The sequence below is a fragment of the Steroidobacter sp. genome (assembly GCF_036406195.1).
GTDB lineage: Bacteria > Pseudomonadota > Gammaproteobacteria > Steroidobacterales > Steroidobacteraceae > Steroidobacter.
This window is the reverse complement of the sequence record NZ_DASWVW010000019.1, coordinates 140,704-162,822: the sequence shown is the minus strand read 5'-3', so window position 1 is coordinate 162,822 and position 22,119 is coordinate 140,704. Positions and strand designations below refer to the sequence as shown.

Annotated in this window: 22 protein-coding genes and 1 riboswitch; of the genes, 13 read left to right on the top strand and 9 right to left on the bottom strand. The window is 62.1% G+C overall.

The window, feature by feature from the left end; all coding sequences use genetic code 11:
* Window positions 1-19 precede the first annotated feature (19 nt).
* Genes VGE08_RS08865 through VGE08_RS08845 form a run of 5 tightly spaced genes read left to right on the top strand, consistent with a single transcriptional unit; the run spans window position 20 to window position 5,572 of the window.
* Window positions 20-895, top strand: a complete 876-nt coding sequence (locus VGE08_RS08865; RefSeq protein WP_331067505.1) for a polysaccharide biosynthesis tyrosine autokinase — start codon at window positions 20-22, stop codon at window positions 893-895.
* Entirely contained in the window at window positions 888-2,171 is a 1,284-nt protein-coding gene (locus VGE08_RS08860) for a hypothetical protein (RefSeq protein WP_331067504.1), read from the top strand. Before VGE08_RS08865 ends, VGE08_RS08860 begins: the two co-directional genes overlap by 8 nt.
* A 4-nt stretch (window positions 2,172-2,175) precedes the next feature.
* Window positions 2,176-3,339, top strand: coding sequence for a glycosyltransferase (locus VGE08_RS08855; RefSeq protein ID WP_331067503.1), 1,164 nt, complete (start codon window positions 2,176-2,178; stop codon window positions 3,337-3,339).
* 35 nt (window positions 3,340-3,374) lie between these two features.
* The gene (locus VGE08_RS08850; RefSeq protein WP_331067502.1) at window positions 3,375-4,577 is read left to right on the top strand and encodes a glycosyltransferase; all 1,203 of its coding nucleotides are present in this window, start codon (window positions 3,375-3,377) and stop codon (window positions 4,575-4,577) included.
* Between the two features lie 14 nt (window positions 4,578-4,591).
* Entirely contained in the window at window positions 4,592-5,572 is a 981-nt protein-coding gene (locus VGE08_RS08845) for a phosphoribosyltransferase family protein (protein ID WP_331067501.1), read from the top strand.
* Window positions 5,573-5,626: 54 nt separating this feature from the next.
* Here VGE08_RS08845 and VGE08_RS08840 read toward each other — a convergent pair whose 3' ends face one another.
* Window positions 5,627-6,538, bottom strand: a complete 912-nt coding sequence (locus VGE08_RS08840) for a glycoside hydrolase family 16 protein (protein WP_331067500.1) — start codon at window positions 6,536-6,538, stop codon at window positions 5,627-5,629.
* A gap of 77 nt (window positions 6,539-6,615) precedes the next feature.
* Between VGE08_RS08840 and VGE08_RS08835 the strand changes: the two genes are divergently transcribed.
* The 6 genes from VGE08_RS08835 (at window position 6,616) to VGE08_RS08810 (ending at window position 13,131) form a co-directional block, all read left to right on the top strand.
* The gene (locus tag VGE08_RS08835; protein WP_331067499.1) at window positions 6,616-7,476 is read left to right on the top strand and encodes a glycosyltransferase; all 861 of its coding nucleotides are present in this window, start codon (window positions 6,616-6,618) and stop codon (window positions 7,474-7,476) included.
* 7 nt (window positions 7,477-7,483) lie between these two features.
* Complete coding sequence (locus VGE08_RS08830) at window positions 7,484-8,395, top strand: glycosyltransferase family 2 protein (RefSeq protein WP_331067498.1); 912 nt, start codon at window positions 7,484-7,486, stop codon at window positions 8,393-8,395.
* Window positions 8,392-9,147 (top strand): GDSL-type esterase/lipase family protein, encoded by a 756-nt coding sequence (locus VGE08_RS08825; RefSeq protein WP_331067497.1) that lies wholly within the window; start codon window positions 8,392-8,394, stop codon window positions 9,145-9,147. Before VGE08_RS08830 ends, VGE08_RS08825 begins: the two co-directional genes overlap by 4 nt.
* On the top strand, window positions 9,147-10,361 hold the full coding sequence (locus VGE08_RS08820; protein WP_331067496.1) for an acyltransferase: 1,215 nt from the start codon (window positions 9,147-9,149) through the stop codon (window positions 10,359-10,361). Before VGE08_RS08825 ends, VGE08_RS08820 begins: the two co-directional genes overlap by 1 nt.
* Entirely contained in the window at window positions 10,361-11,791 is a 1,431-nt protein-coding gene (locus VGE08_RS08815; RefSeq protein WP_331067495.1) for a lipopolysaccharide biosynthesis protein, read from the top strand. The genes VGE08_RS08820 and VGE08_RS08815 overlap by 1 nt, the downstream gene beginning before the upstream one ends.
* 65 nt (window positions 11,792-11,856) lie before the next feature.
* Window positions 11,857-13,131 (top strand): outer membrane beta-barrel protein, encoded by a 1,275-nt coding sequence (locus VGE08_RS08810; RefSeq protein ID WP_331067494.1) that lies wholly within the window; start codon window positions 11,857-11,859, stop codon window positions 13,129-13,131.
* A gap of 10 nt (window positions 13,132-13,141) precedes the next feature.
* Here the strand turns inward: VGE08_RS08810 and VGE08_RS08805 are convergent, their stop codons facing one another.
* Window positions 13,142-13,612 (bottom strand): ester cyclase, encoded by a 471-nt coding sequence (locus VGE08_RS08805; protein WP_331067493.1) that lies wholly within the window; start codon window positions 13,610-13,612, stop codon window positions 13,142-13,144.
* A 118-nt stretch (window positions 13,613-13,730) separates the two neighbouring features.
* The gene (locus tag VGE08_RS08800; RefSeq protein ID WP_331067492.1) at window positions 13,731-14,408 is read right to left on the bottom strand and encodes a DUF2182 domain-containing protein; all 678 of its coding nucleotides are present in this window, start codon (window positions 14,406-14,408) and stop codon (window positions 13,731-13,733) included.
* Window positions 14,409-14,613: 205 nt separating this feature from the next.
* Between VGE08_RS08800 and VGE08_RS08795 the strand changes: the two genes are divergently transcribed.
* Window positions 14,614-15,255, top strand: a complete 642-nt coding sequence (locus VGE08_RS08795) for a DUF1326 domain-containing protein (RefSeq protein ID WP_331067491.1) — start codon at window positions 14,614-14,616, stop codon at window positions 15,253-15,255.
* Window positions 15,256-15,561: 306 nt separating this feature from the next.
* On the opposite strand, the gene VGE08_RS08790 is transcribed toward VGE08_RS08795, so the two are convergent.
* The 6 genes from VGE08_RS08790 to VGE08_RS08765 are packed head-to-tail and all read right to left on the bottom strand — an operon-like array spanning window position 15,562 to window position 20,945.
* The gene (locus VGE08_RS08790; protein WP_331067490.1) at window positions 15,562-16,296 is read right to left on the bottom strand and encodes a 2OG-Fe(II) oxygenase; all 735 of its coding nucleotides are present in this window, start codon (window positions 16,294-16,296) and stop codon (window positions 15,562-15,564) included.
* A 30-nt stretch (window positions 16,297-16,326) separates the two neighbouring features.
* Window positions 16,327-17,070 (bottom strand): DUF3025 domain-containing protein, encoded by a 744-nt coding sequence (locus VGE08_RS08785; RefSeq protein WP_331067489.1) that lies wholly within the window; start codon window positions 17,068-17,070, stop codon window positions 16,327-16,329.
* Complete coding sequence (locus VGE08_RS08780; protein ID WP_331067488.1) at window positions 17,063-17,893, bottom strand: choline/ethanolamine kinase family protein; 831 nt, start codon at window positions 17,891-17,893, stop codon at window positions 17,063-17,065. Before VGE08_RS08780 ends, VGE08_RS08785 begins: the two co-directional genes overlap by 8 nt.
* Window positions 17,894-17,911: 18 nt before the next feature.
* On the bottom strand, window positions 17,912-18,547 hold the full coding sequence (gene pnuC, locus VGE08_RS08775) for a nicotinamide riboside transporter PnuC (protein WP_331067487.1): 636 nt from the start codon (window positions 18,545-18,547) through the stop codon (window positions 17,912-17,914).
* Window positions 18,544-18,792 (bottom strand): YkoF family thiamine/hydroxymethylpyrimidine-binding protein, encoded by a 249-nt coding sequence (locus VGE08_RS08770; protein ID WP_331067486.1) that lies wholly within the window; start codon window positions 18,790-18,792, stop codon window positions 18,544-18,546. Before VGE08_RS08770 ends, pnuC begins: the two co-directional genes overlap by 4 nt.
* Window positions 18,792-20,945, bottom strand: coding sequence for a TonB-dependent receptor (locus tag VGE08_RS08765; RefSeq protein ID WP_331067485.1), 2,154 nt, complete (start codon window positions 20,943-20,945; stop codon window positions 18,792-18,794). Before VGE08_RS08765 ends, VGE08_RS08770 begins: the two co-directional genes overlap by 1 nt.
* 72 nt (window positions 20,946-21,017) lie before the next feature.
* Window positions 21,018-21,148, bottom strand: a riboswitch (TPP riboswitch).
* A 62-nt stretch (window positions 21,149-21,210) separates the two neighbouring features.
* Here VGE08_RS08765 and VGE08_RS08760 point away from each other — a divergent pair.
* On the top strand, window positions 21,211-22,116 hold the full coding sequence (locus VGE08_RS08760) for a PhzF family phenazine biosynthesis isomerase (protein ID WP_331067484.1): 906 nt from the start codon (window positions 21,211-21,213) through the stop codon (window positions 22,114-22,116).
* Window positions 22,117-22,119 lie beyond the last annotated feature (3 nt).

Below are 22,119 nucleotides of genomic sequence, written 5' to 3'. Positions count from 1 at the left end.
GCCATTGAGGACGCCCGCTATGGACGCCGCCGTCGAACCCAGAGCCCGACTCCCCAGGGTCACGCGACCTCGCAACCGCATTGGCGAGATCCTGTTGAACATGGGCGCCATCTCGGAGGCCGATCTGCAAAGGGTGCTGGCCGCGCACCTGGATCGCGGCGAGCCGTTCGGCAAAGTGGCCGTGGCCATGAAGCTCATCACCGAGGGTGAGCTGCGGCAGGCGCTGGCCCAACAGTTCACTTATCCGATCGCTCGCATCGGAGAGTCGGCGTTGTCGCCGATACTGGCCGCCGCTTACGATCCCTTCGGCCAGTACGCCGAGGGTCTGCGAACGCTGCGCAGCCAGTTGCTGATGCGCTGGATGGGCGAGCATGACTGCACACTCGCCGTTTGCTCGGCTCGCAGCGGCGAAGGCTGCAGCACGCTGGCAGCGAATCTCGCCATCGTGTTTGCGCAACTCGGCGAGCGCACGCTGCTCATCGATGCCAACCTGCGCCGGCCCGTGCAACATCATCTATTCGGTCTTGGCGAATGCGACGGCCTCACCGATCTGATCAAGGGCCAGATCCGCACCGAGAAGGCGCTGCGCAAGATCGCACAGTTCGATTGTTTGAATGTATTGACGGCCGGCACGCTGCCGCCGAACCCACAGGAGCTGCTGAGCCGCTTGCCGTTTGCGCACGTGCTGGAAGAAATGTCCGGCCGTTACGATGTGATCATCATCGACACGCCGCCGCTGCTCGAGTTCGCCGATGGCCAGATCGTCGCGGCCCGCGCTCGCGGCTGCCTGCTTGGCACGCGCAGGGACAGCACGCGCCTGATCGACATCGCCCGCATGAAGGCGCAGCTCGATCCCAACCTGACCCACGTGCTGGGCACCGTGATCAGTGGCTGACACGACGGCAATCGATGCTCTTGGCGGCGTTCGCGCCGCGCCGCGAACGCAACTGCAACGCGACTTCGTGCCCCTGCTGGTGCTGTGCACGCCGATTGCGTGCGCCAGCGTGCTGTCGAAGTTCGGTATCCCCGGTTACACCACCTTGGGCATCGGCATCGCGTTGCCGCTGATGATGCTCATACTGGCGTTCGGCATGCTCGACGACCGCATACGCATCGAGCCGAAGCGTCTGGGTTTCTACTGCATCACGCTGGCAGTGCTGATCCTGCCGCAGCTGTTGCAGGCCGGCACCTTCTCGCTGAACTCGCTGATGATGCTGGCCCTGCTGCATATTCCCTATGTGCTGGTGGTCATTCGCGGTGACGAGCTTGCCCCCAAGGTGCTCGCCTTTTTCCTGCTCACCGCCAAGGTGCTGGCGGTGCTGGCGATCGCTCAATATTTCCTGCAAGGCTTGGTCGACACGGCGCTGCTGTATCCGATCGACAACTTGATCCCGCAGGACTTCGTGGTGCAGGGCTTCAATGCCCAGGGCACGATCAACTATCACTCGACGCAACTCCGCGCCACCGGCGTGTTCATGCTCGAGCCTTCGTTCCTCACGCAGTTCCTCGCCGTGGCCATCGTCGCCGAATCGGTCACGAACCGCCGGTTGTGGCCGTTGGGCCTGTACGCGATCGGCATCCTGGTGGCGCACGCGGGTACGGGCATTCTGATCCTGCTGATCTGCATGCCTTTCGTGGTGTTCATTCACCGCCGCTGGGACCTGCTGGCGCTGGGCGTCGTCGGCCTCGCCGCCCTGCTCGCGTTTGGCGAGCTGCTCAACCTGGACTTCATCGCCAGCCGCGCCGGCGAATTCGATGACCCGAACTCCAGCGGCTTCGCGCGCTTCGTGGGCGGCTTCCATTTGTTCGACCAGATGCTGTGGCCCGATCTGAAGCGCGCCTTGTTCGGCTATGGCGCCGGCGCGTTCATGGACTACGCGCACCTGTTCAACATCGAAGTAGCGGACATGCCCATGACCAAGATGGTCTTCGAGTTTGGCGTCGTCGGCGCCTTCACCTACTTCGCGTTCATCGCCAGCTCCCTGTTTGCTTCGCCGCTGCCGCGCATGCTGAGTGTGGCCATCGCGCTCACCTTCCTGCTCAACGGCATGTACGTGCCGTTCTCGCATGGTTTGGCGCTGGGCCTGCTGGTGCTGACTTCCACACGGAAGGTGCAGACCGTCGCCGCCACCAACCTGCCGCCGAAAGCGGTGCGAATGGCGCGAGGCTGAGGCCATGTCATTGGAGCTCATCCTGCTGGCGCTGGCGATGATCAGTCTGGGACTTGCCCAGCATCCCTTCGTGACCTATCCGCTGTCGCTGAAGCTGTTGAAGAAGCTGCGCCCCTATCGCGCCAAGCCCTTGCCGGCACGCCAGCCGAACATCGATTTCACCATCTGCATGTGCGCCTATAACGAAGAAGGCGTGATTCGAGAGAAGCTGCAGAATTTGCTGGCCCTCAAGCAACGCGAGCCGGGGCTGGAGATTCTCGTTTATGTGGATGCCGCCAGCGACCAGACAGCGAAGCGTCTGCGGACCTACGCGCCACACATCCAGTTCCACGTTTCTCCGGCGCGGCACGGCAAGACATACGGGATGAATCTACTGGCCAGCCGCGCCACCGGCGACGTGATCCTGTTTACGGACGCGAACGTCATGCTCGATATGGAAGTGCTCGACAAGATGCGCGCTTCGTTCGCGGACCCCGAGATTGGCTGCGTGTGCGGCAACCTCATCTACACCAACGGCAGCGCATCGGTGACCGCTTCGACGGGCTCGCTGTACTGGCGGCTGGAGGAAGGCATCAAGCGCCTGGAACAGCAGACCGGCTCGGTGATGGGCGCCGACGGATCGTTGTTCGCCATCCGCCGCACGCTGCACAAGGCGCCGCCGGATCACATCATCGACGACATGTTCGTTTCGTTCTGGGTGCTGATCCAGGGATATCGCGTGGTGCAATCCAAGGACGCGCGCGCCTATGAAGAGTCGGCCAGCAACGCAGCCGACGAGTTCGGTCGCAAGTCACGCATCGCTTGCCAGGCGTTCAACGTGCACCGGCTGATCTGGCCCTGCATCCGCAAGATGGATGCACTCACGGTCTATAAATATGTGTCGCACAAGCTGCTGCGCTGGCTGTGCATTTATTTCCTCGCGCTCTCTGGAATCTTCGTGGTCGCTGCCCTGGCCGTGGCCGGCTACGCATGGGCCGCGGCCGTGCTGGTCGCCGCCGCCATCATCGGTTTCATTCTCGGCGCCCGCTACACGATCAAGCCGTTCTCGCAGATCGTGGACATTCTCACCAGCATGGCGGGCGCCGGCTTGGGGGTCTGGAAGTCAGTGCGCGGCGAATCGTTCCAGACCTGGACGCCCGTCGCATCGCTACGCAAGGTCGCCGAATGAGATGTTTGTGGATCAGTCGCCATGTGCCTTACCCCATGAACGAGGGGTTGAAGGTGTACTCGGCCAAACTTTCCGAAGCGCTGGCACAAGCGGGCGCATTCGTGCGCGTGCTTGGCTTCGGCAGCACCGAAGCTACGCCAAAGAATTGCGCTCGCTTGGAATGGGCTTCGGTGCCGGGCGATCGTCGCAGCCAGGTGATTGCCCTGCTGAGCCGCTTGCCACTGACCGCGGCCGTCGATTCGACCAACGAGTATCGAGCACTGCTGGAGCAACAACTACGCGAATCGTGGGACGCCATCATCTTCGATAGCTATGGCGCCGGTTGGGCGCTGGACCGCTGCAAGCGCTACTGCGCCAGCAAGCTGGGTGCCAGAACCATCCTGGTTCATGTGTCCCACAATCATGAAGAGGTGCTGTGGCGCTCGATGGCGCAACAGGCTGCAGCGGGTTTGCCGAAGCGGATCGCGCTCTGGCAGAACTACTACAAAGTTCGCGGGCTGGAGCGTCGACTGTTGCGCGAGGTCGATCTGGTCTCGGCGATCACGAGCGAAGACGAGCAGGCAATTCGCGCCCACCGCGCCGACCGGAACACTCTCACTCTGACGCCGGGCTACGACGGCCCAGTAGCTCCCCCGCGCGTGATCGACGCATCAGTGCCGCGCCGCGTGGTGATCGTTGGTTCGTTCCAATGGGTGGTGAAGCAAGAAAACTTGTCCCGCTTCGTCCAGCACGCTGACGCGAAGTTCGCCGCGCACGGCATCGAGCTGGTCGTTGCCGGTGACGTCCCGGACGATCTGAAAAAAACATTGCTCGCCAACAGCCGAGCCACGCGCTTCAAGGGATTCGTGTCCGAGCTGGGACCGTTCCTGGCCCAGGCGCGCATCGCCATCGTGCCGGAACTGATTGGCGGCGGCTTCAAATTGAAGTTCCTGGATTACATCTTTGGCCGCGCACCGGTTGCGACCGTCGACGCAGCAGCGGCGGGGCTTCCCACACGGTTGCGCGAGGACTTGATCACCAGCGCCGATTTCGCCGGGCTCACCTCCGCCATCATCGATCACATCGACCGCCTGGACCAGCTCAATCGATTGCACACGGCGGCATTCGAGCAGGCGCGCAGTTTGTATCGCTGGGAAGATCGCGGTCTCCACCTGCAGCAGCGCATAGCCGAGTTGCAGGAGATGCGCTCGACTCCACCCGCTCGTTCGTCGCGCGCAGCCGCCGCTGCGAGCGCCTGAGCAAGGAGCGCTGAATGTTCGGTTACGTTTCATTCGCCCAGCTATCTGACGCCATCCGCGGCAGGTTGTACGAGATCCCGGCGGACGTGGACCTGATCGTCGGCATCCCGCGCAGTGGCATGGTACCGGCGTACCAGATCGGCCTGTTCCTGAATCGCCTTGTCTGCGATATCGACAGCTTCATCGCGGACGGCACCATCGGCCACGGACATACGCGCAAGCTGGCCGTCGAGCTGACTTCGCTGCGTCAGGCGCGGCACCTCCTGCTGGTCGATGACAGCATCGCCAGCGGCAGCTCCATGCAGAAGGCGCTGGCCGGAGTCCGGGAGTCTGGTTATACCGGCCGCGTTTCAACTTGCGCTGCCATCGTCGCGCCGTCGCACAAGCGCAGCGTCGACGTTTCCTTCATCACCCTGCCTCAGCCGCGGCTCTTCGAATGGAACGCCTTCCATCACGCCTGCGTCGAGAATGCCTGTTTCGATCTGGATGGCGTGCTGTGCGTCGACCCCACCACGCATGACAACGACGACGGTCCGCGCTACGAGAAGTTTCTCGCCAATGCGAGGCCGCTGTTCCGGCCAACGCTCCGCATCGGACATATCGTGTCGGCGCGCCTCGAGAAATATCGCACGCTGACTGAAGACTGGCTCGCCGCCCACAATATTTCCTACGGCAAGCTTCACCTCGTAGATTTGCCGAGCAAGGCCGAGCGCATTCGCCTCGGCGCCCATTGCTCGCACAAGATCCGCCTCTATCGCGAGACCCACGCGTCGATGTTCTACGAAAGCGATCTCGGCCAGGCACGCGAGATCGCGACAGGCTCGGGTAAGCCGGTGCTGTGCATCGCCGACATGACCATGGTGATGCCAGGTGCAGCCAATGTCGCGGCGACCGCCAAGAGCGCATTGTGGAAGCTGCGTGCTCCCCTGGGACTCGCCAAGGGTTGGGTCAAGCAGCAACTCCGCTCATCCCGCACTCCCGTGAGTGGTTCGTGAGGCGCCATGGCCGCCCCTAGCCGGCATCCTGAATATCGCTGCCAGCGTCGTCGCTCAGGGCCGGCGTCGCCAGACGCGGATGTAGTCGATCACGTAATTCCACTGCGACTCGTCGGCTTTCATTGCCGAGACATCGACGCCGTTCAACACCATGCCGAGCTGGTTGGTGACCAGGATGTGCGCGGGCACGGGTTTGCTCCACACGTAATACGTCTGCTTGATCGGCTCGCCATCGAGCAGCCAGATGGGCTGGTCCTTGACCCAGTCGAGCGAGAACACGTGAAAGTCCTCGGAGAAATCGCAACCGGGGATGTATTCGTTGTTCTTGAATCTGGTCCACAGGTCCTTGGGCGGACCGTAACGCTCCGGATGTTTGTGCCACTGCACGTAGCCGGTCATCACGCGCGTCTTCGGCCGGCCCTGCCAATTGAAAAACTCGAAGATGTCGATTTCCGGCGGCCAGGGCAGCTCGGAGAACGTGCCGTCAGGATATTGCACGCCCGGGTTCAACCAGAACGCCGGCCATGCACCGATGCCCGTGGGCAGCTTCGCTCGCATCTCGATGTACATGCCCTCGGTCACTGGCAGCTTTGCACGCAGCATGCCCGACTCCAGGCCGCGCGGCTTCAAGCCGCCGCCCGGCGGAATGCGGCCCTTCAATGTCAGCGTGCAGTCATCGAACACGTGCAGCGCGCGCGGATCGCCGTCGGGATAGTCGCGATGGTACGACCAGTAGGTCTTCAGGCCATCGAGCTTGCCGTTCTCGTAGATGTATCGATAGAAGAATTCCTGGTCCAGCCTGGCGCGCGTATCGATGGTCGCATCTTCGCGACGTCGGCCAAACGTCCAATCCTTGACCAGCTCGAACTCGCCGGTTTGTTTGTACGGCCGCGCGGCGTCGATCGGCTCGCCGAGCAGGGCCGTACAACTCGCCGCGGCCGCCATCGCCAGCACCATGATGCTCATTTCCACCTCTCGATCTCGAGCGCATCGCTGCGCCGATCTTCGCGGCATGAGGTGCGACTGGCAATAGGAGCTTACGTTTGAGTCGCGAAATCATCATCACCGGCGGCGACGCACACTTTTTTCCATGGATGATCGCGGCGATCAGCTCTCTGCGCGCGCATGCGGAAACCAGCGCGATCGACCTGGGCATCATCGACCAAGGATTGACCCATGAACAGCGCGCGCAGCTGAATACGCTTGGCTGCAAGATCGTTCAACCGGAATGGACGCTGCCCGTGCCGCAGGAGGCGCGCCAGCTTCGAAACATTGGGCTGGTCGCCCGCACAGCGTTGCGAGATTACTTCACCGGTTATGAAGTCTATTTGTGGTTCGACGCCGACGCCTGGATGCAGACGCCGGAATTCGTCACCGCGTATGTAGAAGGTGCACGCCAGCGCGGCGCCGCTGTCGTCACCGAGAACGGCCCCGGCTATCGCAAGACGTTCGTCGATTTGAAATGGTGGACCGGCAACATGGTGGCATCGTTCAGCATCCTCGCCGGGCTGCGCTGCTCCTTCGCCACCAGCATCAACATCGGCGTGCTGTGCTTGAAGGACGACGCACCGCATTGGCGAGAGTGGCAGCGCTACTACACCAAAGCGCTGGAACGCACTGGCAAAGTGAACATGGACCAGCACGCGCTGTTCGCCGCCATCCACCTCGGCCAATTGTCCACGACGTTCCTGCCGGCACGCTTCAACTGGCTGCCGCATCTGAGCTGTCCGGTATGGAACGCCGAAAAGAAGCTGCTCTGCGAACCGGCGGCACCGCACCGTCCGCTATCTGTGATTCATCTGGCGGGTCCACGTAAGGATCGGCCATACGAAGTGGCGCGCTTGAATGGTGGAACGTTCGCCACGTCACTGACCTACCCGGCCATGCAACCGCACCTGGTGTGAGGCTCTCATGAACTACAGCTCGCTCAAATCGGTGTCAGTTGTCATTCCCGCGTTCAACTCACGCGACACCATTCAGCAGGCCATCGCCACCGCACGAGCACAGACATTGCGCCCGACGCAGATTGTCGTGGTCGATGACTGCTCCAAGGACGACACGATCCAGCAAGCCGAAGCCGTCGCGGGTCCCGACCTGCTCGTCGTGCGCAGCCCGAAGAATGGAGGTGGAGGCGCAGCCCGCAATCGGGGTATCGACCACGCGACCGGCGACGTGGTGGCGTTCCTCGACGCCGACGATCTCTGGGCACCGAACAAGCTGGCGAATCAGATGGCGCTGTTGCGCACGCAGATCCGCGAATCGTTCTGTTTTACTGCGGTGGAGCAAGTCAACGAGTACGGCGAGAAGCACATCCTGCCCAAGAGGGAGCCGCTGCCGGGCGAAAGCCTCGCGGATTACCTGCTCAAGTCCGGCAACCTCATGCAGACCAGCTCGCTGATGGTGCCGCGCTATCTGCTCGACAGGTGCCGTTTCAACGAACGGTTGCGGCGCTTTCAGGATCTCGATTTCGTGCTGACGCTGGGCGACGCCGGCCTCGGCGCGGTGTTCTGTCCGCAGCCGCTGGTCGAGTGGCGCAATGTCGGCAATCCGAAGCGGGTCAGCGCCAATCCCGATCCGTCGGTGATGGGTACGTTCCTGAGCCTGCATCCCCGGCTCACGATGTCACAAAGGCTTGGGCTCGAGATTCGCAGCGTCGGCCCGGCGCCTGGCGCTGCTGGCGCGCTGCGCTGGTCGTGGCGTCTGGCGTTGTCTGTATTGTCAGGAGCGCTGGCCGTTCCGAACGCCGTGAGTCTGTTGCTCAAGCACAGTCTCGGACTGCGCTACTACGGCGCTCTGCGCTCCCGATTGGGAGCTCGCTCATGAGCCGCGCCACTCCTATTACAACTCTCTTGAGCGCCATCGCGCTGATGATTGGCGCTCACGCACTCAGCGCATCCGAAACTGCAGGCAAGTCGGCGCCGTCGCCCTATCCCGCTCGCGCCGAAGACTGGCCCGGCAAAGGCGTGGTCCGCGTGTTCGGATGGATGAAACAGAACCGGGATTTCTTTTGGACCGAGCGCGCCAAGAAACAAGGCGCCATCGTGTTCGCGGGCGACTCGCTGACCGGCACTTGGAAAACCCTCGGCGCGGACTTCCCTGGAACGCTGGTGGCGAACCGCGGCATTGGCGGCGACGTAAGCCGCGGCCTGTTGTTTCGATTCCGGGAAGACGTGCTGGACCTGAATCCCAAGGCCATTGTGGTGTTGATCGGCATCAACGACCTCACCGCGCGCCAGCTCGCCAGCGCGACGCTGGAGAATATTCGGTCCATGCTCGCGCTCAGAGATGAACAGCACGCACAAGTGCCGGTGTTCCTGTGCACCGTACCGCCGAGCGCACAGCCAAATGCGCCAGTGGACGAACAACAACGACGCACACTGAATGACGGCGTGCGTCAGATCGCCAAGGAGACGAAGGGCGTGACGCTGGTGGATCTATACGCGGCCACGGCAACCGAAGACGGTACACCGGACCCTCGCTACTTCAATAACGATCTGCTTCATCTCTCCGCCGCGGGCCACGCACGCTGGAAAGAAGTGCTGCAGCCAGCCCTGCAGAAAGCAGGGGTCTTGTAATGAGCACTCCCATCGGCGCAGGTACAGGTACTGACGGTCACGCCATGAGCGAAATGGCGTCGGCCTACCTGGACGCGCTGCGCGCGGCCGGCGCCAACATGGTCATAGCGGCACATGTCGTGGCGTTGTACTTCCATGCCGTCGATCCGTACAGCCTCGGCAATCTCGGCGTCGCGATCTTCTTTCTTCTGTCCGGCTTCCTGATCATGCAGTCCATGCTGAACTGGCTGAACAAGCCGGAGCCGCGCTTCCCCGGCTTCTTCGCCGACCGCGTCGCACGCATCATGACGCCTTACGTTCCGGCATTGATCCTGATCACGCTCGCCAATGTCCTGCTGATCCAGAGTAATCATAGCCAGGGTGGCGCAAACACCGGCCTGCTCACCTTCATCGGCAATCTGCTGCTGCTCCAGGATCATGCCGCGTTCCAGGGCCTGGAAGTTGCCGGCATCGACTTGTCGTGGCGCATTCGCTCATACAACTCCGCCGAGCCGTTCTGGACCGTGGCCATCGAGATGTGGATCTACGTGTCCATGGGCCTGTTTGTTTTCTGCGTGTTGAAGCGCGAGCGCATCGATCGATGGTTGGGCGCCGCGCTGGTGGCTGTCGCGCTACCGGTATTGATCTGGAACGCAGCGGCCGGCGGTGGCAAGTCGCTGACGCTGATCTGGTTGCTCGGCGCCATCGCGGGCTATTTGTTTCATGTGTGGCGCGCCAACGGTTATCCGGGCATTCGCTTCGTCGGCACGGTGTTGCTGGGCTTCGGCCTCATCGCGCTGATCGGACGCGCCGGCAAGGTCGGCTTTCATCCCTACGATTTCCAGACCGCGACCTTGATGGCGATGGTCATGTTCGGCGTGCTGGCGCTGCTGATGTGCGTGCGCAACTTGCCGGGCGTGCTGCGCGGGTCGGTGAATTTCCTGGCGTCGTATAGCTACAGTTTGTATTTGGCCCACAACACGGTCTTAATCGTCGTGCTGGAGAACGTGCGCGTCGAGAGTACCTGGCTGCACGTCGCCATCGCGGTAGCTGCGGCACACGGCTGCTCTTACGTGCTGTACATGGCATTCGAGCGACATTACCGGATCGTGGGCCGCTGGCTGCGGCCGAAGTTCGAACGATCTCTGGCGCCGCGTGGCACGTTGCAACCTTCGTCAGCCGCGGCTGATCTCGTCACTGGCGGCCCGGCAGCAGTGACTCGACAGGAGCGCTGATGTCGGCAGTCAGGAATGCGCGCTGGGTCGGAATGGCCCAGGTCACCCGGATCAGCGTGCAGTTGCTGAGCCTGCTGATTCTGTCGCGGCTGCTTACGCCAGCCGACTTCGGCCTGGTCGCCATCGTTTTCGCGATCAACAATTTCGCGCTGCTGCTGCGTGACATGGGCACGGCGTCGGCCATCATTCAGCGAGACCAGCTGGATGAACAAACGGTGCTCACGGCGCACTGGAGCAACTGTTTCATCGGCATTGGCCTGGCCGCGATGCTGCTCGCGCTGTCGTTTCCGCTGGCGGTCATATTCAAGGCGCCGGGACTGACACCGCTGGTGCAGCTGGCCGCGCTGGCGTTTCCGTTTCTCAGCGGCTCGACCGTACATCAAGCGCTGCTCGAACGTGCTTCGAAATTCGCCACCGTGGCGCGCATCGAGATCACGGCGTTGCTGACGGGCTTCGTGATCGCGGTGGTCACCGCCTACATGGGCGCCGGCGCCTACAGTCTGGTGCTGCAGACGCTCGCAGTGGCAGTGCTGTCAGCCGTTCAGTTCTGGCTGGCCTCGGACACGAAGATGAAGTGGGGCTGGAGCCTCGAACATGCCAAAGGCTTGTGGGGCTACAGCGGCAGCTTGTTTGGTTTCAATCTGGTGAACTATTTCTCTCGCAACGCCGACACGATGATCATCGGACGCATGCTGGGCCCCACCGCGCTGGGTCCGTATTCGATCGCCTATCGCGTGATGCTGTTTCCACTGCAGAACCTCACGTTCGTGGCGATGCGCGCGTTGTTTCCGATGATGAGCCGCCACCAGCATTCGCCAAGCGAGCTGGGCGCCATGCATCTGCGCTTGCTGGCGGTCATTTCATTCTTTACGGCGCCGATGATGGCCGGCTTGATCGTGCTGCGCGAGCCGTTCGTGGATGTGGCGCTGGGCGATTCGTGGGCTATGGTCGCATCCCTGATCCTGTGGCTGGCACCGATCGGTTTCATCCAGTCACTGGTCAGCGCGGGTGGCATCGTGTTCCAGGCGCTCGCCCGTACCGACCTGCTATTCCGCCTCGGACTGTTCAGCAGCGCCCTGCATGTGACCGGCTTCCTGGTTGGCGTGCATTGGGGAGTGCTGGGTGTCGCTGCCGCTTACTTCGTGGTCACGCTAATCAACTGCGTGGTCTCGATCGGCGCGCTGCTGAGCTTGGTGCAGCAGACGGTGCCTCGATTGCTGGGCGCGGTCCTGCCCAACATCGCCAAAGCGATCGTGATGGCGGCGATTCTCTACTTCGCCGACATCGAGCTGCGCGCCGTCGAGTGGCCTCCGCTGTTGCGACTGGTGAGCTTGAGCGCGGGCGGCGGCCTGATATTCCTCGCGTTGACGCGCATCCATCTGATGCCGTCGGACCGCGACGTACTGCGACTGTTCATGAAGCGAGCTTGAGGCGACCACTCGACCGCCTCGCCGCAAGGTCACCATTCAATTTGCAAAGTGGTAGGAGGGGAACAATGACCGCGAAGCTGGGAAGACTTCGTCGAAACTCGCTGTGCCTGGCAGCGGCCGGCACGGCCCTGTGCAATGTCACCCTGAGCAACGTCGCACTGGCCGCCCAACCGGACGAGAAGCAAGAAGAACACTTCTATATCTCGAATCAGTTCTCCTATGACGACAACTTGTTCCGCGCCGCCGAGACCGAGGATCTCAGCATCCCGGTCGATCCGACCGACCCCAATGCGGTGCCGCGGGTGGTCGAGCGCGAAGACCATGTGAATCTGCTCGCCGTCGGTGTCGGCAACGATTTTCATCTGGGCCAGCAGACGCTGCGGCTCAAAGGCCGCGTGTTCGATGCTCGCTATCAGGACAATGACTATCTGGACCACCACGGCGGCGATGCGACGGTGCAGCTCGACTTGCACATGCTAACCGCGTTGTCCGGCCGCCTGTCCGGCACCTATGGCCGCAAGCTAGCTGACTTCGCGCAGACATTGGGCACCGACCGCGACTTGATCGAGACGTTCAACTACAACGGCTTCTTGCGCTACGAGCTCGGCCCGCGCTGGTCGATCATCGCCGGCGGCGGCCGCATGGAAACCGAGCACGACCTGAACCGCCGTCGTCAGGAAAATCTCGAAGCCGATCTCGGCCGCGTCAGCATCGACTATCAGACGCCGTCGTTTCATTCCTTCGGCGTCGAGTACCGTTATATGGATGCGAAGTTTCCGGATGCGCCCCTGGATGCGAATGGCCTGAACCAGAGCGACTTCGAAGAGAACGCCGCGCTGGCCCGCTTCACCTACACGGCAACCGTGCGCACGCAGTTGCGCTTCAGCGCCGGCTACGTCGAACGCGAGCGCCCGGCCAATCCGGACGGCAACTACAAAGGTGACGTATGGCGCGCCGAAATCGACTGGAAGCCGCGCACCAAGTTCTCGATGTTGTTCGCAGGCTGGCGCGAGCTGAAGGCTTATACGGACGTCGAATCCGATTACTTCATTTCGGACGGCTACAGCCTGGCCCCCACCTGGAGTCCCACCGAAAAGCTGATGTTCGCGCTCTCGATCTCCTACGAGGACCAGGAATACATCAACACTCGCGACCTGATTCTGGTCGGCGAACAACGCAATGACGACGTGCTCACCGGCCTGTTCACGTTCACGTACAAGCCGCGCGACCAACTCGCCATCGAGCTCAGCTACCGGGGCAGCGATCGCGACAGCAATCGCATCAACCGGCGCTACGACGCCCAGGTCGCGGGCATCGGCCTTCGCTGGAGCGTGTTCTAGCGCGAACTGTCTATTTCGCTGCGATGCCGAGTTGGCGCACCATCGTCGCGATATCGATGATGCCCCACTCCTCGGCGATCTTTGCATCCGCGAAGCGGAAGAACGTCATGCCGTCGACGCTGGCCTTGCCGCCCTGGCCCGGCAAGCCGGCCGCCGCCACCGTGTTCGTGCACTTGGCATTCCAATGCACGGCCACCAGGTCGTGTTCGGCGACGGTCCGCAGTACCGAGACCTTCAGATCCGGACAAGCCTTGCGCCATTCCTTGCCAGATGCATTGTCCTCATCGAGCGTGTAGTCCTTGCTGGGGCCGTGCGCCACGAACCCTGGCGCATAGATCTCGTCGAGCTTGTCGAAGCGGCCCTCGCCCATCTTTTCGAGAAAGACCCGCTTGGCGGTGGCGACATTCCTCTGCTCGTCTCCCAGTGCGGCCCCGCAGCAAAGGCAAAGGATCGCGGACAAGAACGCTGCCTTGATAGTCATAGGCCCCTCGTGCAAGTGCAGTTCGATTCGAAGCATACGCCTGTTCATCCTGTCTCCAGGAACAGTTTCGCGGCGCGCCATCGCAGCGAATCCAGTCGGGCAAGGCGAGTGTTCGTGCCTACCCGCCCGCGCTGGCTTGCGACGCCAACACCCACCCACCGGCAATCAACAAGGCAAGCCCGCTCAATCGCCCTCCGCCTGCGCCCATGGGTGCGAGCTTCTCCACCAGCACGAATGCCGTGATCGCAACGATCCACAGCAGATTCATGACACCGCCGACGAACAGAAGCAGCATCAGCGCCCAGCAGCAGCCCACACAGGCGAGCCCATGCCGCAACCCCAATCGCAGCGCGCCGCGCATGCCGGGTTGCCAATGCTCCATGAGAAAGGCCATGGGCGAGCGACAACTGCGCAAGCAGGCGTACTTCAAGGGCGTCCACTGATAGATGCCCGCCACGATCAGCAGCGCGCCACCCAGCCACGGGCTGACGCTCACCATCATGGGTGACAACAGCACCGCCTCAGCCAATCCCCACTGCATCAGTGTTGCACCTACACTGAATCCCAGCCACGCCAGTAAATAGCCGGCTACGAAAGCAAACATCCGCTGTGATGGCGAGCGAACCGCTGCATCGTTTCGGACCGCTTTGCTGAAAATGAGGACAGTGGGCAGCGCACTCGGCAGCATCATGGCGACCATTATCGTCGCCCACATCAGAAAGATGAGCAGCAGGTAACGTGCATCCCAGCTCGTCTGCATCATCCAGGCGGCCGGTCCGTCCATGCGACCGTACATATCCAGCGAGACTGGTATCAGATATGCCCACGCGCATGCTGTCACCGCGACAAGGCCGGCGATGACAAAAGGTTTGTCTCTCACGGACGGAGACTTTCTCATATCTCTTCCAAGCGCCGCGTGGCCACCACTTCTCTTTCGCCCCAGCGAGCGCATAATGGCACTGGATCGTAACGTCGACTGCCCTCGTTGCAGGGGAGGTCCCATGAGCGATGTCCAGAAGTGGTCCCTCCAGGGTCAATGGTTCGACGTGTGCCGCTGCGCGATCCCGTGCCCGTGTTCGTGGGCTCAACCGCCCGACGACGGATTCTGCGAAGGCATTCTCATCTGGCACATCCAGAAAGGTCACTACGGCACGCTCACGCTCGATGGTCTCAACGTCGCGATGCTCGGCTCGTTCCGCGGCAACGTCTGGGAAAAGGCCAGCGATTTCAAGGATGCTATTTTCATGGACGAGCGCGCCGATGACGGCCAGCGCGCCGCGCTACAAACGGTTTTCAGCGGCCACGCCGGCGGCTGGCCGAAACGTTTCGGCGAGTTGGTGCAAGGCGAGCACGTGGGTTTCGCGTTCGCGCCCATCGAGGTGCAGATCGCGCCCGACCTTTCGACATGGAAAGCGGAAATTCGCGGTCACGACGTGCTCGCGGCGGCGGAAGCGCTGATGGGCCCGACCAGCGACGGCAAAGTCACCAAGATTCACAACTTGCCCGGTGCTGAAACCGGCCCTGGCGGCGTCGCGACTTGGGGACGCGCAACGACCGATCGTGCGAATGCATTCGGCTTCAAGTGGGACCGCACCGGCAAATCGAGCAAGCTCATCGCCTTCGAGTGGGCCGGCCCGGATTGAACGCGAAGTCGCGTGACAACGCCGCGACATCGACGATCTTCCGCTTGATTCAACAAGCGACACCTCGAGCGGACGGATGTGACGGCTCGGGAATAGCTGGCGCGACGCCGACTACATGATCAGCCTGCGCGTTACCCGGAGGGAGGCGCGTTCTGCGCCAACTCGTCGAGCACGGCACGGATGTTCTTGCCGACCGAAATCTGCGGGTTCGAGAATCCGTCGTCCTTCTTCGCGTCGATCTCGCGCTGCTTGATGACAGGTACCGTGCCTGCTGCACGTTATTTCCCGTGCACACCCCTGACATCATCAGGAAATCGGCAACTCCACGCCCCGCCCCTTCCCCAGGCAAGGCGGCTGCTCGATCTGTCTCGGCCAGTGCCGGTGGTATTCATCCATCCACATCTGATTGATTTCTTCCGGGGCCGGCATGCCTGACACGCGCATCCATGTGACCACAGCGTAGCGGTGGCCGGATGTCACGGGGCGTACGCCGTGGATGTAGTTGTGGTCGGAAGGAAAACAAACCAGCGTGCCCGCTTCGGGCTCGATCACCAGGTCCAGCCCCGGGAAAAACAATTCGCCGCCCGAGAAATCGTGATTGAGGAAATAGACCACCGACAGGTCGCGATCCAGCGTCTTTTCCCACAGCTCGATGCCGTCGTCGTCCTTGTAGAGCGTTTCGGCATCGACGTGCGGAATGTAGTGGCCGCCCGGGCCGTAATGAAGAATCTGCGGCGGCTCGCAGTCGCGTACTTCGACCTCGTAGTACGGATTGATGTACGACGCGATGCTCTTGTCATCGATGGCGCGCAGCTTCTTTTCGATCGCCTCGGTCAGCTGCACCTGCTGCGTATCGCGGATGTCCTTGTTGATGACCCACTCGACTTCCCCGGCCTGGCCTTCGCCTGCGAAATTCGACACCGGAGAATCGCTCAACGTCGCATCCCGCACGAAGCGGACGATCTCCGCCAGATCCGCCGGCCCCACGGCGTTTCTCCGCACCAACACCCCATCGCGCAAATTCAAGACAGCCGAGCTCATGACGCAAAGGCTATACGGGTTGACATCGAATCAGCAACGCGCCGGCCTGAAAACATCGGCATCGTCATAGAACGCAGGCAGCTCATTGGCCGGCCACCAGCCCGGCACGCCCAGCACCGGCAGAGGCAGGAAATCCTTCGCCGCCAGGCGCTCGGGCGTCAGGCTCGACGCAATCACCTCGTCGCTCGAATCCGGCACCAGCCAGACGTGGGCAGTGATCGGCTTGCGAGGCTGCATGAGTTTTTCGAGCAGCGCGTGACCGAAGATCGCCAGGCGTGCCGACTGCCACTCGGGCCGCAGCTCCACGAACAGCCGTTTCCAGTCACGCTCACGCAGGGCGCTCACCAGAACATCTGGCGCCTGCAGTATGGCGGCGTTCTCGTCGAACACAGTCAGGGCATCGCGCAGCGCGCCACGCGCACCGGTGGCCTTACCACGTCGCGCAATCTCTTCCGCATGGAGCAGGTTCAATCGCCGCTTCGTCTTGGGGTAGTTCAGCCACATCAAGCCATTGAACAGATCGTGCAGGTTGTCCCTGGTCGGCACACAGCCGGTGCGAGCGATGAAGGACTCGTAGGGCTCGTTGCTGGGAAGCGCCGCCTGCTCGACGAAGCGCACTGGACCGAGGGCGTCATCTCTGGCGGCGTTCAGCGCATCGGCCACCGACGATGACTTCGCTACAGCAAGTACGCGCTGCGCGACAGGAAGATAGGGTGCGAGCCACGGCGTCGGCGTTTTCAAGGCCGCCGCCAGCGACGTCAATGCATCATCCACCGCTCTCCCTCACCGCCATCCACAGATCGCGCACGTAATCGAACAACCAGCACGCCAGTTCCAGGCGATGCCAGGTCGTAAGCTCCGTGAGCGAGGTGTACGCGCCGAGCAATTGCTCTCGCTGCAGTTTGTCGTACTTGTGATAAACGCAGGTCGAGGCGAGATCGAACAGTCGTTGACCGACGCCGGCATATTCCCAATCGATCAGCCGCAACTTGCCGTCGTCCGTGACGTTGAGATGATGCACGTCGTTGTGACACAGCGTGGCGGCCGAGTTCTCGCGCAACTTCAATGCCACTTGCAGCGCGCGGTCGCGTAGCGACTTGGTCGTGAGCGCCGGCTGGATGCCACGCTCCTGGAGCGTGCGAAAATACCCTTCGAGGGTATCGTTGAGCTCGACACGCCGGACTCCCGCCGGCGGCGCTATGCGATGCAGGCGGCGAAACAGCTGGCCCAGTCGCTGGATGTTCTCATCCTGCACGGCATCGGCTTCCCTCCAGGTATCGCCGAGATAACGCGTGATCAGCACGTGCTGCGCCGGATCGCACAGGATCACCTCCGGCCCGATGCCCGCCTCGTCCACCGCGGCCAGCACCAACGCCTCGCTGCGCCGGTCGATCTGCAATGCCTGCTCGGCCTGGTTGCTGATTCGAACCACCACATCGTCCTGCTTGGTGCGCACCAGCCAGCTCTGGTTGGTGAGGCCATGTTTGACGGGCTCGCAGGACAGGATCGCCTCGGCCGGGACCGCCAGGGTGCGCGCGGCAATGTCGATGGCCGCGGCGGCGGTGTCTCGAGTCACGGGCTGGTCGTTCGCGGTCATGATGGCCGCGACACGGGCTCAAGTCGAAGGCGCGGCAACCGCCGGTTTGCTTTGTAGAGCCTGTTCCCGCCGCCACACGAAATATCCACGCACCACGATCCCGAGATAGATGATGAACAACACCGTGGTGGCCAGCAGGCCCTGGCTGAAATACAGCCAGGCGGCCACGCCATCGACCACGATCCAGTACAGCCAGTTCTCGATTATGCGTCGCGCGACCATCCAAGTGGTAACGATGCTGCCCCAGGTGACGAAAGAATCCAGATACGGCGCCGGCGAGTCCGTCCAGTGCGCCAGCGCCCAGCCGTTCAGGACGCTCGCGATTATGACAAGCACGGCCACCCTCGCGTGCTGGTTCACGGTCCACGACTCGATACGCACGTCGCCCGATTCGGTTCGCCCACGCCGCCAGTCGATGAATCCGTACACGGCCATGACCAGGTAGAACATGTTCAGCAGCACCTGCATGTACAGCGCCGCCTGGAGGAACAGCGCGATGTAGATGGAGGTGCTGATGAAAGCGCACAGCCAGCACAGCAGGTTGCGGCGTACTGCCAGCAGCAGATACGCCAGGCCCAGCAACGACGCCGCGGCTTCCCACGGCGACGTTGCCAGGAACTGCTCGACGATGGTCTGAACCGATGGGGCCGTCACTCGGGCACCGTGCCCCCCAGCACCTTCATCACGAATACCTTGCGGCCCTGCTCGCCGAAGCTCACCGCGGTTTCCTTGGCCAGGATCTCGAACAGCCGCGCATGCTCACCGGCGATCTGCGTGCTCATGGCGTTGGTGGTGACCTGCAGCTCCGGATACTTGTTCAGGCGCTCGATGAAGTCCTTGATGGGCGGAATGTAGTCAGCATCCAGCGGATACAGGCTGATCTCGATAGCGGTGCGCATTACTTGAACTCCCAACGAAAAGTGACACCGAATTGCCGCGGCTCGCCCAACTGCGTATAGCGCGTTGGATTGAAGTCAGGGGGCTCGTTTCCGAAGAAGAAGCCGCGGATGTAGTAGTCCTCGTCGAATACGTTGCGGCCCCAGGCGTACACGGCCCAGCGCTCGGCTTCATAGCCGGCCTTCAGATGCGTGAGCGAGTACGCTTCCGAGCGGTAGTTGTTCTTGTCTGGATCGAGATCCGGCACGTCGAAGTAATAGTTGTCGGTGGCCACGACGTCTACGCGCGCCATCCAGCCCAGCGGATGGCGCCACGTGGCATTGACCGACGCTTGATACTCCGGCGCGTGGGCTTGATCGCGATCGCTCGCATCATGAACACCGTCCGGACGGAACCCCGAATAGCGAGTACGCAGCAAGCCGAGCGACGCGCCAACTTCGAACTGCTCGGTCGCGCGCCAACGCACGCTGCTTTCGACGCCCATATTACGGCCGCCAGACGCATTGTCTTTATAAAAAAGGTAACTGCTCGGGTCATTGGCAACGAGTTGCCGGCTGACATCGATCTGCACGTCGGTGCGCTTCATATAAAAGGCGGTCGCATCCGCATACAGGCGGCCGTCGAGCCACTCGCCTTTCATGCCGATATCGAGACCGACCAGATACTCAGGCAGGAATCGCGTCTTGACGATCGCGTCCTCGCCCAGGTTGAAGCCGCCGGCCTTGTAGCCGCGCGACACCGTCGCGAACCAACGCAAGCGCTCGCGCTGGTCGAAATACAGCGTGGCTTGCCCGCCCCACATGGTGTCGCGAGCAGACTCGTTCGTACCGATCAGATCGCCTTCGTCATTTAGAACATCGCTGTAATCGGCTTCGTGTTGCTCGCCACGCAGGCCGAACGACCAACCCCAGCGTTCGCTGAACGGTCCTTCCACTTGAGCGTAGACAGCAACGTTCTGCGCATCGTAATCACTGCGCAAAGCCTTATCCGTGGAACCGGACCAGTCGGGATTGAACGGATCGATGTAAACGCCTTGTGACGTTGAATGCAGTTGCTCGTCGACGTCCAGCGCATACACACCCGCGACCCACGCCAGCCCATGTGCCGAGGCTGCCGAATCGGAGGTGATGCGCGCTTCGAGACTGCGCCCGCGACGATCGCGCTGCTGTCGATCGAAATAGTCGTAGGTATACGGCACCCAGCTGTCAGCATTGCCCCAGTCGGAATCAAAGCTGTAGTCCGTTTCGCTGTCGGACATCGTCGCAGTCACCGTCAACCGTCCAAGCCTGCCGGCTGACGTATCGACTCGCACGGCCGCGCCGTCAGAGCGCTGCGCATCCTTTCCCGGCCGATCCGCCAGTGAGGTGCGAGTGTTGTCGATCGACCATGCGTCGTAGCCGTTGTCGAGATCGGCGTGCAGCCAGGTCAGATCGACGGTAGTGTTTTCGCTGGGCCGCCAGCGCCACTTGGCACGCGCGGTAAGCTCGTCGCGATCCATCGTGTCATCGCGGCCGAGATAGACATCGTTGCGGAATCCATCGCTGCGAAAGTTCTGGACAGCCACACGCCACGCGGAATTCAGCGACTCGACCGGCCCGGTCGCGACTGCGCCGATCGAGCTGCTGTTGTATTCGCCATAGGCCGCCTCGGCGGAGAAACCAAACGTATCTTCGGGATCGCGACCGCGCATGACGATGAGACCGCCGAGCGCATTGGCGCCGTAGTGCAAGCCCTGCGGCCCGCGCAGCACCTCGATGCGCTCGACATCGAACAATGTCGCAGGCATCCCCATACCGCTGAAGTCGATGTCGTCGATCAGGAACCCCACCGATGGATTGGGCGCGCCCTGGTACTCCTCGCGTTCACCGATACCGCGTATTTGGAAAAATCGCGGACGCGACGTGCCGCTGGCATAGAAGAGATTGGGCACAGCGGTGAGCACATCTTCGAAGTGCTGCCGCCCCGCATCGTGCAGCGTTTGCTGATCGAGCACCGTGACACTGACCGGCGACTCGACCAAGGATTGCTGACGCAGTGTGGCGCTGACGACCACCTCCTCGAGCACGTCGCGCTCGGCGGCCAGGGCGGGCGTCGTGATGGCAGCCGCCAGGGCGAGCGCCAGTTTGAATGAATTATGGTTTTGAGAATTGAGCATGGCCAGATCCTCGATCAGTGGAAGATCCGGGCACGGGCGCGAGCAGGAATGTGCGGGCGGGAAATGAATGCGCTGAAAGTCACGACCTGCTCCCTACGCCGGTACTAACCGGATCAGGTTCAACGGGTCCGCCGCTGAGCCCGGCAACGGTTGCGGGCAGTCGGCATCTCAGGCCCCAGTCAGGGCCACCCCTAAGGCGGGTGCGATTGTAACCCAATCGCCACTAGCGCTATAAGAGCGCTTTATTTTTTTCGAAGCTGCCACCATGCCCAACCGACATTGCCGGCTGTTCCACGTCGACGCGTTCACTCGCCAACGCTATACCGGCAATCCCGCCATCGTGGTGCTGGACGCCGACGAGCTCTCGGACGAGCAGATGCAGACCATCGCCACCGAGGTGAACGGCGAGACGGCGTTCGTGCTGGAGCCCGAAGCCAACGATCACGACATGCAGGTGAGATTCTTCACGCCGCGCCATGAGGTGCCGTTCGTCGGCCACGCCACCATTGCGGCTCAATATGTAAGAGCGAAGAAGGACGGCAAGCCGGTCGGCAAGCTGCGGCAACGTACGGCGGTGGGCATCGTGGAAGTCGAAGTCACCGAGGTGGAGGGCGACCTGCGCATCGCCATCACGCAGAATCCGCCGTCGCTGGGACCTATCATTCCGGAGCATCACCGCCGCCAGGTGTTGAATGCGCTGGGCATCTCCAGCCCGAGCCTGCACGTCGATTGCCCGTTGCAGGTGCTCACCAAGGGCGGTTCGCGGCTGCTGGTGGGCTTGAAATCCAACGAGTTGCTGAGCTCCATCAAGCCCGACTTCGAGGAGCTGGCGCGGCTTACTTCGCACGTCGGCGCAGAAGGTTATTTCGTGTTCGCGCTGGTGGAGAAGGATGGCGTGCTGAGCACCGAGTCGAGGATGTTTGTACCGGCGCTCGGCATTCGGGAAGACCCGGTGAGCGGCAATGCGCACGGCATGCTCGGCGTGTATCTGGTGAACCACGGGTTGATGACGCCCAAGGACAATCGGGTGGTGTTCCAGGGGCGGCAGGGGATGTGGATGCGAAGGCCGGGGGTGGTTGAGGTTGAGATCGAGTCGAGTGGCAAGGTGGCGCAGTCGGTTCGAATCGTGGGCGATGCGGTTATCGTTTACGAGGCGGATATTCAGCCCTGAGGC

Excerpts from the sequence above, each read along its gene's own strand:
- VGE08_RS08865 (WP_331067505.1), top strand. The coding sequence starts at position 20 with ATGGACGCCGCCGTCGAACCCAGAGCCCGACTCCCCAGGGTCACGCGA.
- VGE08_RS08855 (WP_331067503.1), top strand. The coding sequence starts at position 2,176 with ATGTCATTGGAGCTCATCCTGCTGGCGCTGGCGATGATCAGTCTGGGA.
- VGE08_RS08850 (WP_331067502.1), top strand. The coding sequence starts at position 3,375 with ATGAACGAGGGGTTGAAGGTGTACTCGGCCAAACTTTCCGAAGCGCTG.
- VGE08_RS08845 (WP_331067501.1), top strand. The coding sequence starts at position 4,592 with ATGTTCGGTTACGTTTCATTCGCCCAGCTATCTGACGCCATCCGCGGC.
- VGE08_RS08840 (WP_331067500.1), bottom strand. The coding sequence starts at position 6,538 with ATGAGCATCATGGTGCTGGCGATGGCGGCCGCGGCGAGTTGTACGGCC.
- VGE08_RS08830 (WP_331067498.1), top strand. The coding sequence starts at position 7,484 with ATGAACTACAGCTCGCTCAAATCGGTGTCAGTTGTCATTCCCGCGTTC.
- VGE08_RS08825 (WP_331067497.1), top strand. The coding sequence starts at position 8,392 with ATGAGCCGCGCCACTCCTATTACAACTCTCTTGAGCGCCATCGCGCTG.
- VGE08_RS08820 (WP_331067496.1), top strand. The coding sequence starts at position 9,147 with ATGAGCACTCCCATCGGCGCAGGTACAGGTACTGACGGTCACGCCATG.
- VGE08_RS08815 (WP_331067495.1), top strand. The coding sequence starts at position 10,361 with ATGTCGGCAGTCAGGAATGCGCGCTGGGTCGGAATGGCCCAGGTCACC.
- VGE08_RS08810 (WP_331067494.1), top strand. The coding sequence starts at position 11,857 with ATGACCGCGAAGCTGGGAAGACTTCGTCGAAACTCGCTGTGCCTGGCA.
- VGE08_RS08805 (WP_331067493.1), bottom strand. The coding sequence starts at position 13,612 with ATGACTATCAAGGCAGCGTTCTTGTCCGCGATCCTTTGCCTTTGCTGC.
- VGE08_RS08800 (WP_331067492.1), bottom strand. The coding sequence starts at position 14,408 with ATGTACGGTCGCATGGACGGACCGGCCGCCTGGATGATGCAGACGAGC.
- VGE08_RS08795 (WP_331067491.1), top strand. The coding sequence starts at position 14,614 with ATGAGCGATGTCCAGAAGTGGTCCCTCCAGGGTCAATGGTTCGACGTG.
- VGE08_RS08790 (WP_331067490.1), bottom strand. The coding sequence starts at position 16,296 with ATGAGCTCGGCTGTCTTGAATTTGCGCGATGGGGTGTTGGTGCGGAGA.
- VGE08_RS08780 (WP_331067488.1), bottom strand. The coding sequence starts at position 17,893 with ATGACCGCGAACGACCAGCCCGTGACTCGAGACACCGCCGCCGCGGCC.
- VGE08_RS08770 (WP_331067486.1), bottom strand. The coding sequence starts at position 18,792 with ATGCGCACCGCTATCGAGATCAGCCTGTATCCGCTGGATGCTGACTAC.
- VGE08_RS08765 (WP_331067485.1), bottom strand. The coding sequence starts at position 20,945 with ATGCTCAATTCTCAAAACCATAATTCATTCAAACTGGCGCTCGCCCTG.
- VGE08_RS08760 (WP_331067484.1), top strand. The coding sequence starts at position 21,211 with ATGCCCAACCGACATTGCCGGCTGTTCCACGTCGACGCGTTCACTCGC.